The sequence below is a fragment of the Acidithiobacillus ferriphilus genome (assembly GCF_028215975.1).
GTDB classification, from domain to species: Bacteria; Pseudomonadota; Gammaproteobacteria; order Acidithiobacillales; family Acidithiobacillaceae; genus Acidithiobacillus; species Acidithiobacillus ferriphilus.
On the sequence record NZ_CP116458.1, the window covers coordinates 1,045,391 to 1,059,177 of the forward strand.

Below are 13,787 nucleotides of genomic sequence, written 5' to 3' on the forward strand. Positions count from 1 at the left end.
TGACCCATTTGAAAAGATCTGATGGATGGTTGCGCAAGGTCTAAATAAGGACGCCTAAATTTATGAAAAAAATTAACTTAATATCTCTTGTGCAAGCACATGGTTCGCTTCCGACTAATGAATACGATAGTTTTATAGAGCATTATGGCGTAGATATCAAAAATAACGAAGTTGTCGACCTGAAGGTTCTGATAGAGGAGATGTCGACGCGGCTTCGGTTTGTAAGCATATTCAACGAGTTTTATGTCGGGTATAAAATACAGCATATTAGCAAAGAATTTGATTTTCTAAGATTTGGCAGCAACTACATCCTGAATATAGAGATTAAAAATACAAGTACAAAGACTAAGATCAAGAAACAGTTAACAAGAAATAATTATTATCTTAGCCATATAAATAAAGTTGTCCATAATTTGTGCTTCATAGCTCAAACAAAAACCTTATACAAACTAAATTCTGCAGGCGATCCTGAGGCAGTTGATCTCAAATTTTTGATTGAATTATTAACAAATCAGAATTTAATTGAGTTAGACAGCCCAGATAATTTGTTTAACCCTTCTGACTACTTAGTTTCCCCTTTTAATTCCACGGACAAATTTGTCAATGGTCAGTATTTTCTTACAAGCCAGCAAGAGGATATTAGAGATAAAGTGTTGGGTATAATAGACGATAGTGCAACTGCTTTCATTTCAATTACTGGGGGAGCAGGTACCGGTAAAACACTGTTGACATATGATATTGTTAAGTCTGTAAAAAAATCAAAACGTACAATTATTGTACATTGTGGGCAGCTAAATGATGGTCACCATCGACTGATAAAAATTGGATGGAATATAGTTTCAATAAAAGATTTCAGAAACTATGATTTAACTAATATAGATTTAGTTGTCGTTGATGAGGCGCAAAGAATATATTCTAGTCAGTTTGATAGATTGGTCGGTGACGCTAAAACAAGCAATGCGAATTGTATATTTTCGTATGACAAGCAACAAACTTTGTCGTCCGCAGAATCGCGAACGAATATTGAGGGAAAAGTTGACGCTTTAGAATTCGTGTTGAAGTTTAAGTTGTCTGAAAAAATCAGAACAAATAAAGAAATTGCTGGCTTCATCAAACTCCTATTCAACAATCAAAGAAATGACATATCTTTTTCGGATTGTGGGAATGTTGATTTCGACTATTTCACTGACACCTCAGATGTTAAAGATTATATTTCACTTATAAGTAATAATGGATGGGAGGTTCTTAGATTGACGCCTTCTCAATACGAGACAGAGCATCATGAGTCATACTCACAGCTATCCAGCAAGACATCACATCGAGTGATCGGGCAGGAGTTTGATAATGTCGCGGTTGTTATCGATCAGTATTTTTCTTATAACGCCAAAGGATTGTTAACCTACAATTCAAAAACTTATTATGATTCGGTAAAAATGTTGCTCCAAAATATAACTAGAACTAGGAAAAAACTGAAGCTTATAATAATTGGGAACCAACAAGTTCTGAATAGATGTTTGTCTGTAATGAGTTGAATTCTGTGATAGGTAACTAACAAGTGGCTGTTGCCGGACGCACCTACGGTGGCGCTCCGGTGCGTCGAAAGCCAAGGCGTTGAACGGCCGCTGATGGGTCCATAGCCGACGGAGTGTTAGTGTTATATGACTGGCCGGAGTGGGTCGGATGGTGTCATTTGCTTTCCGTTGGTGAATGTCTGCAATCAGTCTGCTACTGCCGTTCATTATACCGGATAATACGGCCCCACGTCGTTTGTAGGCAATACTGGCGTAGAGGCCAAAGACGAATTGCCAACGAGATATGCTTTCCGAAAGTACTAAACAAGCCGCTGAAAATTTCAACTCCCTGATAACACGAAGGAATAGCCTGTGAGTGTGGCACTGGTGTATTTTGGTGGTACATTTTTGAAAAAAGGTTCAGGAGAATAACCTAAGCCTTTGTTTTATTTGGTGCGCCTGACAGGAATCGAACCTGTAACCTACGGCTTAGAAGGCCGTTGCTCTATCCGGTTGAGCTACAGGCGCAAGGGATAATCCGACAATAAATCGTCCGCGTCATTGTAGAGGAGCGGTGGCGGTCAGGGAAGCCGGTGCCGGTGCCGGTGCCGGTGCGTGCCCCTTTTCGCTGACGGCTGCCAGCGTGTATGGTTGGTGGTATAGGCCGATCGGAGCAGAGCATGGATAAGCGCTTTACCCTGGAGAGCAGTTTCCCACCACAGGGCGACCAGCCGGAGGCCATACGGCTGTTGGTGAACGGCCTTGCCTCCGGCGAATTTTTCCAGACCCTGTTGGGGGTGACCGGTTCGGGCAAGACCTTTACCATGGCCAACGTCATCGCAAGCACTCATCGGCCCGCCATCATCATGGCGCCCAACAAGACCCTGGCGGCGCAGATCTACGCGGAGATGCGCGCGTTTTTTCCCCACAATGCCGTGGAGTATTTCGTCAGTTATTACGATTACTACCAGCCCGAGGCCTACGTTCCGTCCTCCGACACCTTCATCGAAAAAGACGCCGCCATCAATGACCACATCGAGCAGATGCGCCTCTCAGCCACCAAGGCCCTGCTGGAACGGCCGGACGTCATCATCGTGGCCACCGTTTCCGCTATCTACGGTTTGGGTGATCCGGCCTCCTACCATGGTATGATTTTGCATCTGCGCGAGTCCGCCACCATGGATCAGCGCGCTATCCTCAAGCGTCTGGCGGAGATGCAATACAGCCGCAATCCTTTGGAAATGAAGCGCGGCACCTTTCGCGTCAATGGCGATGTCATCGATATATGGCCCGCAGAAAGTGAGGACGAAGCCGTTCGGATTGAGCTTTTTGGCGACGAACTGGAGCGTATCTCGCTCTTTGATCCTCTGACCGGCAAGACGATCACCCGTTTGCCGCGTTACACCATCTATCCCAAAAGCCACTACGTCACCCCGCGCGAGACCATTCTCGCGGCGCTGGACGCTATTAAAGATGAGCTTCGCTCGCGTCTGGACGACCTGCGCCGCGCCAACAAGCTGGTCGAGGCGCAACGGCTGGAGCAGCGCACCCGCTTCGATCTGGAGATGATGGCCGAGCTGGGGTATTGCTCGGGGATCGAAAATTACTCCCGCTACCTCTCGGGACGGGTGCCCGGCCAGGCGCCGCCAACCCTGATGGACTACCTCCCCAAGGATGCCCTGCTGTTTATGGATGAATCCCATGTGACCGTCCCGCAGTTCGGGGGAATGTACAAGGGCGACCGTTCGCGCAAGGAAACCCTGGTGGAATATGGTTTTCGTCTGCCCTCGGCGCTGGACAACCGGCCCCTGACGTTCCCTGAATTCGAGTCGCTGATGCCGCAGACCGTGTTTATTTCCGCAACGCCTGGTCCCTACGAACTGGAGCACTCTGGACAGGTGGTGGAGCAGGTGGTACGGCCCACTGGTTTGGTCGATCCGGCTGTGGACGTCCGCCCGGCGAAAGGCCAGGTCGATGATCTGATAAGTGAAATCAACATGGTTGTGTGTACCGGTTGGCGCATTCTGGTGACGACGCTGACCAAGCGGATGGCCGAAGATCTGACCGATTATCTCCATGAACTGGGTATCAAATGCCGTTACCTGCATTCTGATATCGAGACGGTGGAGCGGGTGGAGATCATTCGCGATCTGCGCGCCGGGGTGTTCGACGTGCTGATCGGGATTAACCTGCTGCGGGAAGGCCTGGATATGCCGGAGGTGGCGTTGATCGCCATTCTGGATGCGGATAAGGAGGGCTTCCTGCGCTCGGAGCGGTCGCTGATTCAGACCATCGGGCGCGCCGCGCGCAACCTGCACGGACGGGCCATTCTCTACGCGGACAGCATCACCAAGTCCATGGCCCGGGCCATGGCTGAAACCGACCGCCGCCGGGAGAAGCAGTTGCAGTTCAATGCGGCGCATGGCATCACCCCGCGCGGCATCATCAAGCCGGTGTCGGACATGATTGAAGGGGTCTATCGGCGCAATGCGCAACCCGCCGCGCGCGCCGCGGAAAAAAACGCGGATTATCGCGTGCTCAATGACCCCAAAGCGGTTGCCAGGAAAATCAAGGAGCTGGAGGAGGCCATGTACCGTCATGCCCGCAACCTGGAGTTTGAACAGGCGGCGACGCTGCGGGACGATATCAAAAAACTGGAGACCCGTCTGCTGGGCACCGATCTGCCGGTATCTCTGGAAGAGGACTGAAGTGCGACTCATAAGGACAATAGCACGCCTTGCAGCCTTGACGTCGCGTAGGGCATTGCCTATCCTGTAAACCAACCGGACGGTATGCAATGACAGGAGAACATGATGATTAAGGCTAAAGCCTATGCTGCTCAGACCGCCAGCAGTCCGTTGGCGCCCTACGAAGTCCTGCGTCGTGAGCCGGGTCCTGATGATGTTCAGATAAATATACTCTTTTGCGGTGTCTGCCATTCCGATTTGCACACCGCTCGGAATGAATGGAAAAACACGCTGTATCCCTCCGTTCCCGGTCACGAAATTGTGGGTCGCGTCGTTGCCGTTGGTAAGGATGTCAAAAATTTTAAAGTCGGTGATTTCGCCGGTGTCGGTTGCATGGTGGATAGTTGCGGGCACTGCCCGTCCTGTGACGAGGGTGAGGAGCAGTACTGCGATAATGGATTCACCGGAACCTACAATGGCCCGGTATTCGGCGGCGAAAATACCTACGGAGGCTATTCCCAGAGTGTGGTGGTCAAAGAATCCTTTGTGCTGAAGATTCAGCATGATGAAAAAGATCTGGCGAGTGTGGCACCGCTGCTCTGCGCCGGTATCACCACTTATTCACCCCTGCGCCACTGGGGTGTCGGACCGGGTAAAAAGGTCGGCATTGTGGGTCTGGGCGGCCTTGGTCATATGGGCGTCAAGTTGGCGCACGCCATGGGTGCCCATGTGGTGCTGTTCACCACCTCCCCCGGCAAAGTGGAGGATGGTAAGCGGCTGGGGGCGGATGAGGTCTGTATCTCCAAAGATGACGCGCAAATGGCCAGCCATGCCAACAGCTTCGATTTTATCCTCAATACCGTGGCGGCGTCCCATAATCTGGACGCCTTCCTGAACCTGCTCAAGCGGGATGGTACGATGACGCTGGTGGGTGCGCCGGCAGAGCCCCATCCGTCACCGGAAGTCTTCAACCTGATTTTTAAGCGCCGGCAACTTGCGGGGTCCCTTATTGGTGGCATTCGGGAAACGCAGGAGATGCTGGATTTCTGCGCGCAGCATGGGATTGGGTCGGATATCGAGATGATCCCCATGGACTACATCAATACCGCCTACGAAAGAATCCTGAAGAGCGATGTGAAGTACCGCTTTGTGATTGACATGGCGACGCTGAAATAATCCCCCCAGGGCCGGAGATGATCGGCCCAGATTGCCAGAAGAGTGAAGAGCACGCCGGGCTGAAGTGATAAACGACAATCCGGCGTGTTTTTTGTTTCAAGGTGAAAAATGTCAAGGCAGCAGGAGCTACCCGCGTGCTGTCGCAGAAGGGCGGTTTGCGTTGTGCCTCGCGTCCGAATTGGCTACCATGCGCAGGTTAAATGCGCGCACTGCGAGTCCTATGAGCAAATACATTTTCGTAACAGGTGGGGTGGTTTCTTCTCTGGGCAAGGGTGCTGCTGGTGCAGCTCTTGGTGCACTGCTGGAGGCGCGTGGGTTGAAGGTCACCATGCTCAAGTTAGACCCCTACATCAATGTCGACCCAGGCACCATGAGCCCCTTTCAGCACGGTGAGGTTTTCGTCACGGCCGACGGTGCGGAAACGGATCTGGATCTGGGCCATTACGAGCGATTCCTCTCGACGCGGATGGACAAGCGCAATAATTTCACCACGGGCCTGGTTTATCAGACCGTTATTGAAAAAGAGCGGCGCGGCGACTATCTGGGACGTACGGTGCAAGTCATCCCGCATGTCACCGATGAGATCAAACGGCGCATCCGGCTGGGTGCGGCGAATGCCGATGTGGCGCTGGTGGAAATCGGTGGTACCGTCGGTGACATTGAATCGCAGCCCTTTCTGGAGGCGATCCGGCAGATGGCGGTGGAGGAGGAACATGGTGACACCCTCTTCATGCATTTGACGCTGGTACCCTACCTGGCATCTGCCGGAGAGATGAAAACCAAGCCGACTCAGCACTCGGTGCGCGAACTGCGTGCCATCGGTATTCAGCCGGATGTGTTGCTCTGCCGTGCCGACAGGCCTATACCTGCCGATCACCGGGCTAAAATCGGGCTCTTTTCTAATCTGCCAGAAAGGGCGGTCATTTCCGCCATCGACACCGATAGCATCTATCGTATTCCATTGCTTTTCCATGCGCAGGGTCTGGATGATTTGGTGGTGCAGGTTCTCGGCCTGCAGGTGCCAGCCCCCGATCTTTCGGTATGGAATGGCATTATAGATGCCCTGGAACATCCGGAAGGTGAGGTGGTGATTGCCCTCGTGGGCAAATATGTGGGACTTACCGAGTCTTACAAGTCATTGGCCGAAGCGTTGCTTCACGCGGGCTTACGGGCGCGACGGAGTGTGCGCTTCCTTTATGTGGATGCGGAAGATATTGAGATGCGGGGGACGGAGATGCTCGCGGAAGCAGACGCTATTCTGGTGCCCGGCGGTTTCGGCGGACGTGGCACTGAAGGCAAAATCACCTCCATTCGCTACGCACGGGAGCAGAAGGTGCCTTATCTCGGTATTTGCCTCGGCATGCAGTTGGCGGTCGTTGAGTTCGCCCGGCATTGCGCCGGGCTGAGGGATGCCAACAGTACAGAGCTGGACCCCCAGACTCCGGCGCCGGTCATTACGCTGATGACCGAGTGGTCCGATCCCGAAGGTCATAAGGCGTATCGGGAGGAGGGCGGTAATCTGGGCGGCACTATGCGGCTGGGTGAGCAAGAGTGCCGACTGGAACCCGGCAGTCTGGCGACACAAGCTTATGGGCAGGAGCGGATTTACGAGCGACATCGCCATCGCTTCGAGTTCAACAACCGTTACCGCGATTCGTTGGCCACGGCGGGGTTGCGTTACACGGGTTTCTCTGCGGATACCGAGTTGGTGGAAGTGGTGGAGTTGCCGGGCCACCCCTGGTTTCTGGGCTGCCAGTTTCACCCGGAGTTCACCAGTAACCCGCGTGAGGGACATCCATTGTTTGATGCCTTTATGCGCGCCGCCATAGCACAGCGGGAACGGGAGGCTGCAGCGTGAAACTTTGTGGCTTCGAGGCAGGTCTGCAGCACCCTTTCTTTCTGATTGCCGGACCTTGTGCGATCGAGAGTGAATCCCTGGCGTTGCGCACGGCGGAAGATCTGCGCGATATCTGTGCACGCCTCGGTATCCCCTTTATTTATAAAAGTTCCTACGACAAGGCGAACCGCTCTTCGGGACAGAGTTTCCGCGGACCCGGTAGGGACGAAGGACTGCGCATTCTCGAAAAGGTCCGCCGGGAAGCGGGTGTGCCGATCATTACAGATATCCATGAAAAAGAAGACGTGGCGGCCGTGGCGGAAGTGGCCGACGTGCTGCAAACCCCGGCCTTCCTCTGTCGGCAGACCGATTTCATTCAGGCCGTCGCTGCTGCCGGTAAGCCAGTCAATATCAAGAAAGGCCAGTTCCTCGCGCCCTGGGATATGCTGCACGTCGCCAACAAGGCCAAAGCCACCGGCAATGACCAGATTATGGTCTGTGAGCGCGGTGCCTCCTTCGGCTATAACAACCTCGTGTCGGATATGCGTTCCCTCGCAGTGATGCGCCAGACCGGATGCCCTGTGGTTTTTGATGCAACCCATTCGGTGCAACTCCCGGGTGGTCAGGGCGATCGATCCGGGGGCCAACGTGAATTTATCCCGGTGCTGGCGCGCGCCGCCGTGGCGGCAGGTGTGTCAGGGCTTTTTATGGAAACGCATCCTGATCCGGCGCAGGCCTTGTCCGATGGCCCCAACGCCTGGCCGCTGGGACGTATGGAGAGCCTGTTGCGTGTCCTCCAGCGGATTGATCATCTCGTGAAAGACCAAGATTTTCCTGAAAACCATCCTGAGGAGTTAGCATGAACACCATCGTCCGCATACAAGCCCGTGAAGTTCTCGATTCGCGTGGTAACCCCACGGTGGAGGCCGAAGTCCATCTGGAAAATGGTGCTATGGGTCGTGCTATTGTTCCCAGTGGCGCCTCTACCGGTGAGCGCGAGGCCGTAGAATTGCGTGACGGGGGCCAGCGCTACGGTGGCAAGGGGGTGCGCAAAGCCGTGGAGCACGTCAACGGTGAGATCCAGGATCTACTCCTCGGCATGGAAGCCGAAGAGCAGGAGCATATTGACGCCGCCCTCTGCGCCCTGGATGGCACCGAAAATAAGGCACGTCTCGGCGCCAACGCGATCCTGAGCGTTTCATTGGCGACTGCCCATGCCGCCGCCCACGCCGCCAGCCAACCCTTGTATCGCTATATTGGCGGCCTTGGTCCTCTGCAATTGCCGGTACCGATGATGAACGTCATCAACGGTGGTGCCCATGCCGATAATGACGTGGACATGCAGGAATTTATGCTGATCCCGGCGGGTGCGGAGTCCTTCTCAGAGGCGCTGCAGATGGGGGTGGAAGTGTTCCACAGCCTCAAAGCCGTACTGCAATCGCGCGGATTGGCAACGACCGTCGGCGACGAGGGCGGTTTCGCCCCGAATCTGCCTTCCAACGAGGCTGCGCTGGAATTGCTCATGGATGCCATCGGCAAGGCGGGTTATCAGCCGGGCAAAGATATCTGGCTGGGCATGGACGTGGCGTCCAGTGAATTTTATCGGGATGGGCGTTATCATCTGGCCAGTGAAAAGCGCGAACTCGATAGCGCGCAATTCGTAGACTACCTGGCGACACTGGCCGATCGTTATCCGTTGATCAGCATTGAAGATGGCATGGATCAAAACGACTGGGAAGGCTGGATCATGCTGACTGATCGTCTCGGTGATCGTTTGCAGTTGGTGGGCGATGATATTTTTGTGACGAATACGACCATTTTGCGCGAAGGTATTGAGCGTGGTGTCGCTAATAGCATCCTCATTAAACTCAACCAGATTGGTACCTTATCCGAGACCCTGGCGGCCATTGAAATGGCAAAAATCCATAGTTATACAGCCATCGTCTCGCACCGCTCCGGAGAAACCGAAGACACCACGTTGGCCGATATCGCAGTGGCTACAGGTTGCGGTCAGATTAAAACAGGTTCTTTGTCGCGTACGGATCGGGTTGCAAAATACAACCGTTTGTTGCGTATAGAGGAAGACTTGGGCGACGCGGCCCGTTATCCTGGACTTGCAACTTTTTATAATCTGGATTAAAAGGAATTTTATGAGCTATTTTCTGGTCCATTAAATTTTCGGGGATTTTTCGGCATGGGCTATTGGGCGCACGTAAAAGATAGCATAGGTATTGCTAAGGCAGAGATGCGCCTTGCGGACTTTATGCTTCTAGCCGTGTTGTGCGCCCTGCAATATCCACTTTGGTTTGCTTCCGGAAGCTGGTGGAATGTTGTGGAACTGCACCAGAAACTGGAAAACAAGCAGGTCATTTTAAAGCAGTTAAAAGATCGCAATGATCTTTTAACTGCGCAGGTGACGAGCCTGCAAACGGGGAGCCATGCTGTTGAAGAACTGGCCCGACGTCATTTGGGGATGGTCAGTAAGGGAGAGGTGTTTGTCTGGGTGATCCCGGCCAAAGCCACTCCCAACAGCGTGAATACAACTACCCAGGTGTCCTGAGTTTCGTGCCGGGCGTCTCGCAGGTCCGGCAATCCGTCCGTTTACGATCTGTCAGGCGCGGTCGATGTAACTGCCGTCTACCGTGTTCACCCGGATTTTTTCACCTTTATTCACAAACTGCGGGACCATAACCGTAATGCCGGTTTCCATACGTGCGGCCTTGTAGGAGCCGGTAGCGGTTTGTCCCTTAATGGCGGGATCGGCTTCACTCACCTCTAAAACAACCACAGGCGGCAATTCAACGCCAATGGGTCTGTCGTTATGCAGGTTGATCTGGATTTCGGTATTGGGCAAGAGATAGCCGGTTTGTCCTTCGAGCAGATCCGCGCTGAGAATGAGCTGCTCAAAGTTCTCGTTGTCCATAAAAACATAGCCGGTGGCATCTGTATATAGATACTGCATGGTACGCGGCTCGACGACGGCCTTCTCTATACTTTCTCCAGAGCGGAAGCGGGTATTGGACTTGGTGCCCGTCTCAATATTCTTCATCTCGATCTGCACGAAGGCACCACCTTTGCCGGGCTTCACGAAATCGGTTTTAAGTACACGCCAAAGTCCTTTTTCATGCTCCAGAATATTGCCGGGGCGGATATCAAAGGCGGAAATCTTCATACTGTGGTCCTTCTGGGCATTCCCTTTAGAGGGCGTGAATTGTACCCTAGAGGCTTATTTCTGACCAGCCCGGTCCCTGAGAGGTAATCATGTCTGAGCCCCGTACCCAGCCCCTGGAGATTCGTCCCCTCATGATCAGCCGCGTCATGGAAGTAGATTGGGCCGACGGTCACACCAGCCGTCTGACCTTTGAACACCTGCGGGTGGAGTGTCCCTGCGCGGAGTGTAAGGGGCACACACCCGATCAGGCGCGGGTGATTACTGGTAAAGAGGACGTGAGCATTGTGGAGGTGGCACCGGTGGGCAACTACGCGGTGCAGCTGCATTTCAGTGATGGTCATAGCACCGGCATTTTCACGTGGGAGTATCTGCGTATGTTGGATAGTGAATGAGCGCTATGGGTTGTTCAAAATTTCTGAAATCTGATGGATATTGAATCCATAGAAAATACTCAGGGAGATATGGAGACGGCAGAAACGTCTTTCGTTCTTGGCGACTTTCTGCGCACATTAAGCAGTCAGCCCGGTATTTACCAGATGGTTGGCCCAGGTGGCGGTCTGCTCTACGTGGGCAAGGCCCGCAATCTCAAACGTCGCGTCAGCTCTTATTTTCAAAAGCAGCGTCACAGCTCAAAAACACTGGCGATGCTGGCGCGGGTAAAACGCGTCGTAGTGGTGGTGACCCACACTGAAACCGAAGCGCTGGTGCTGGAAGCGAATCTCATTAAGCGCCACCACCCGCCGTACAATATCCTGCTGCGGGATGATAAGAGTTACCCCTACCTGTTCATAGAAACCAGTCACGACACGCCGCGCATGAGTCTGCACCGGGGTGCCCAGAAGGGCAAAGGGCACTACTTCGGTCCGTATCCGGCCGTTACCGCACTGCGTGAGAGTATGGTGCTGTTACAGAAAGCCTTCCGCTTGCGGACCTGCGAGGATCATACCTTTCATCACCGCAGCCGGGCTTGCTTGCAATACCAGATTCGCCGGTGCAGTGGTCCCTGTGTCGGGCATATCAGCGGAGGGGACTACGCGCGGGATGTGGCGGACACGATTCGCTTTCTGGAGGGCAAGAGTGACGAAGCAATTCGCCGACTGAGCGCGTGCATGCAGGCTGCGGCGGAGCAGTTCGATTTTGAGGAAGCCGCGCGGCGGCGTGACCAGATCGCCGCTTTGTCCAAAATTCAGGAGCGTCAGTATGTGGCGCAGGCAGGAGGGGGTGATTTTGATGTGCTGGCGGCCGCCCAAGAGAATGGGCAGTGGGTGGTGTATGTCAGTTTTATCCGCAATGGACGACAACTGGGCGGACGCGCAATTTTCCCACGCCATACGGAAGAAGTGCGTGCGCCAGATGTGCTCGCGGCCTTCCTCATGCAGTTCTACAGTAATAAAGAGGTGCCGGGGAATCTACTGGTCAATGTGCTGCCGCGTTCGCTGACTTCACTCGCGGAGGCTCTGAGCAGCGAAGCCGGACACCGGGTCATGATTGATCAGCCGCAGCGCGGTCCGCGCCGACGCTGGATGGCATTGGCGTTCACCAACGCCGTGGGGGCGTTGCGCCAACGCGCGCAGAGCGCCACTGCCGGACGGCGGCGTATGCTCCTGTTGCAGGAGCTTTTTGATCTCGCAGAGGTGCCGCAGCGTGTAGAGTGCTTTGACATTAGCCATACGCGGGGTGAAGCGGCGGTGGCATCTTGTGTGGTTTTCGGTGAAGATGGGGCGCTGAAGAATGCGTATCGCCGCTTCAATATCCGTGACATCCAGGGTGGGGACGATTACGCGGCTATAGAGCAGGCTGTGTATCGCCGCTACGCGCGCCTGCAAAAAGAAGGCTTGGCCTTGCCAGAGATCGTTTTTATTGACGGCGGTCCCGGTCAAGTAGCCCGGGCGCAAGTGGCTTTGGACGCATTGGAGATAGAGTGTATTCAGTTGTGTGGGGTAGCGAAAGGGACGACGCGGCGTCCGGGGTTGGAGATGCTGCATATTCCCGGATGGGCCGCCGCGCGACAACTTGACGATGATGACCCGGTATTACTGGTGATTCAGGAGATACGCGACGAAGCGCATCGTTTTGCCATTACCGGTCATCGGGCGCGGCGCGGCAAGGCACGACAGGAGTCTGATTTGGATGGCATCGCCGGGATCGGACCGAAACGGCGAGTCGCGCTGTTGCGCGCATTTGGTGGTTTACGGGGGATTCGTGACGCCGGTATAGAGGATTTGCAGCGCGTAGAAGGTATCCATCTGGAGCTCGCGCAGCGGATATATGATTTCTTCCACGTAGGACGTGCCTGATTGTGATAAAACGGCTGCCCAATTTCCTGACGGTTCTGCGCATCTTGCTGGTGCCTATTTTTGTGGCGCTCTTTTACTGGGGGGGCGATGTGCGCACTTTCGCCGCCACCGCCATTTTTGCGGTAGCGGCGATTACGGATTGGGCCGATGGTTATCTGGCCCGACGCTATCATGGAGTGTCCCCCTTTGGTACCTTTCTGGACCCTGTTGCCGATAAAATCATGGTGATCACTGCACTGGTGCTCATCGCGTCTTCAGGAGAGATACCAAAGATACTGGCGGGTATTCTGATTAGTGTGATTATTGGCCGGGAAATCACCGTGTCAGCGCTGCGTGAGTGGATGGCAGAATTGGGGGAGCGCAAGAAGGTGGCTGTCTCCTGGCTGGGCAAGGCGAAGGCGGCTACGCAGATGATTTCGATTCTGCTCCTGGTCTACGAACGACCTTTGTTTGGCCTGTCGGGACGCAAGCTGGGCATTCTCCTCCTGATCGTGGCGGCGGCGATGACACTCTGGAGTATGGTAGGTTACTTACGTGCCGCCTGGCCCAGCCTGATGGCCAGCGGCGTCCGTCTTGACAAGGATAGGTGATCCCGGTAGTCTCTTCGCCCATGCGGGAATAGCTCAGTGGTAGAGCACAACCTTGCCAAGGTTGGGGTCGCGAGTTCGAGCCTCGTTTCCCGCTCCACAATCGGGGGAAAGCATTCAGTCTTTCCCCTTTCTTTTAAGGCTGGGTGGCAGAGTGGTCATGCAGCGGCCTGCAAAGCCGCGTACCTCGGTTCGATTCCGGGCCCAGCCTCCAAATATCGTTAAAACGATTGGCGCGGTGGGCACCCTGCGAAGCTTGATTGCTTCCTGAGCAAGCTTGCCCTGCGAACGCTGAATCAAAAATTCCTCTCCTGCTTTTGCTGAAGACCATGACTTTTCCATTACGCTGGATTCCGGCGGGGCGGGCGGTGTGTTCTCTCCTGCGCTGTATGTCGCAGCTATGCTGACTGAAGCACGGGGACGTTTATGAAGAATACCAAGTTCACTCAAGCACTAGTATGTTTTTAATGATAATTAAAGCGTTATATAGCATCACATGTGAACCACGGGTTCACATAAT

At 53.9% G+C, this 13,787-nt stretch carries 11 protein-coding genes and 3 tRNA genes; 12 read left to right on the top strand and 2 right to left on the bottom strand.

The genetic code is table 11. The annotated features are described in order from the left end of the window. Positions 1-62: 62 nt before the first annotated feature. Entirely contained in the window at positions 63-1,532 is a 1,470-nt protein-coding gene (locus PJU76_RS05175) for a DNA/RNA helicase domain-containing protein (protein ID WP_271780765.1), read from the top strand. A 430-nt stretch (positions 1,533-1,962) separates the two neighbouring features. On the opposite strand, the gene PJU76_RS05180 is transcribed toward PJU76_RS05175, so the two are convergent. Continuing rightward, positions 1,963-2,039, bottom strand: a tRNA-Arg gene (locus PJU76_RS05180). 152 nt (positions 2,040-2,191) lie between these two features. On the opposite strand from PJU76_RS05180, the gene uvrB reads away from it, so the two are divergent. The 6 genes from uvrB (at position 2,192) to PJU76_RS05210 (ending at position 9,771) form a co-directional block, all read left to right on the top strand. Beyond that, positions 2,192-4,219: an excinuclease ABC subunit UvrB gene (gene uvrB / locus PJU76_RS05185; RefSeq protein ID WP_271780766.1), complete on the top strand. Its 2,028-nt coding sequence runs from the start codon at positions 2,192-2,194 to the stop codon at positions 4,217-4,219. Positions 4,220-4,324: 105 nt separating this feature from the next. Continuing rightward, positions 4,325-5,374 carry an NAD(P)-dependent alcohol dehydrogenase gene (locus tag PJU76_RS05190; protein WP_271780767.1) on the top strand — a complete coding sequence of 350 codons (1,050 nt, stop codon included), beginning with the start codon at positions 4,325-4,327 and terminating at the stop codon, positions 5,372-5,374. A gap of 220 nt (positions 5,375-5,594) precedes the next feature. After that, positions 5,595-7,232: a CTP synthase gene (locus PJU76_RS05195; RefSeq protein ID WP_064218838.1), complete on the top strand. Its 1,638-nt coding sequence runs from the start codon at positions 5,595-5,597 to the stop codon at positions 7,230-7,232. Continuing rightward, a complete protein-coding gene (gene kdsA / locus PJU76_RS05200) occupies positions 7,229-8,074 on the top strand; it encodes a 3-deoxy-8-phosphooctulonate synthase (RefSeq protein WP_271780768.1) in 846 nt (281 codons plus the stop codon). The genes PJU76_RS05195 and kdsA overlap by 4 nt, the downstream gene beginning before the upstream one ends. Then, positions 8,071-9,351, top strand: coding sequence for a phosphopyruvate hydratase (gene eno / locus PJU76_RS05205; RefSeq protein WP_271780769.1), 1,281 nt, complete (start codon positions 8,071-8,073; stop codon positions 9,349-9,351). The genes kdsA and eno overlap by 4 nt, the downstream gene beginning before the upstream one ends. A 54-nt stretch (positions 9,352-9,405) precedes the next feature. Continuing rightward, positions 9,406-9,771 carry a septum formation initiator family protein gene (locus PJU76_RS05210; RefSeq protein ID WP_271780770.1) on the top strand — a complete coding sequence of 122 codons (366 nt, stop codon included), beginning with the start codon at positions 9,406-9,408 and terminating at the stop codon, positions 9,769-9,771. A gap of 51 nt (positions 9,772-9,822) precedes the next feature. Here PJU76_RS05210 and efp read toward each other — a convergent pair whose 3' ends face one another. Next, entirely contained in the window at positions 9,823-10,383 is a 561-nt protein-coding gene (gene efp / locus PJU76_RS05215; RefSeq protein ID WP_271780771.1) for an elongation factor P, read from the bottom strand. An 89-nt stretch (positions 10,384-10,472) separates the two neighbouring features. Here efp and PJU76_RS05220 point away from each other — a divergent pair, with 89 nt between their 5' ends. The 5 genes from PJU76_RS05220 to PJU76_RS05240 all read left to right on the top strand — a co-directional run bounded on the left by PJU76_RS05220 (position 10,473) and on the right by PJU76_RS05240 (position 13,481). Then, on the top strand, positions 10,473-10,775 hold the full coding sequence (locus PJU76_RS05220) for a gamma-butyrobetaine hydroxylase-like domain-containing protein (RefSeq protein ID WP_064218833.1): 303 nt from the start codon (positions 10,473-10,475) through the stop codon (positions 10,773-10,775). Positions 10,776-10,808: 33 nt separating this feature from the next. Beyond that, a complete protein-coding gene (gene uvrC, locus PJU76_RS05225; RefSeq protein WP_271780772.1) occupies positions 10,809-12,680 on the top strand; it encodes an excinuclease ABC subunit UvrC in 1,872 nt (623 codons plus the stop codon). A 2-nt stretch (positions 12,681-12,682) separates the two neighbouring features. Beyond that, complete coding sequence (gene pgsA, locus PJU76_RS05230) at positions 12,683-13,270, top strand: CDP-diacylglycerol--glycerol-3-phosphate 3-phosphatidyltransferase (RefSeq protein ID WP_271780773.1); 588 nt, start codon at positions 12,683-12,685, stop codon at positions 13,268-13,270. 22 nt (positions 13,271-13,292) lie between these two features. Continuing rightward, a tRNA-Gly gene (locus PJU76_RS05235) sits at positions 13,293-13,367 on the top strand. A 40-nt stretch (positions 13,368-13,407) separates the two neighbouring features. Then, positions 13,408-13,481: transfer RNA gene (locus PJU76_RS05240), tRNA-Cys, on the top strand. Positions 13,482-13,787: the final 306 nt, after the last annotated feature.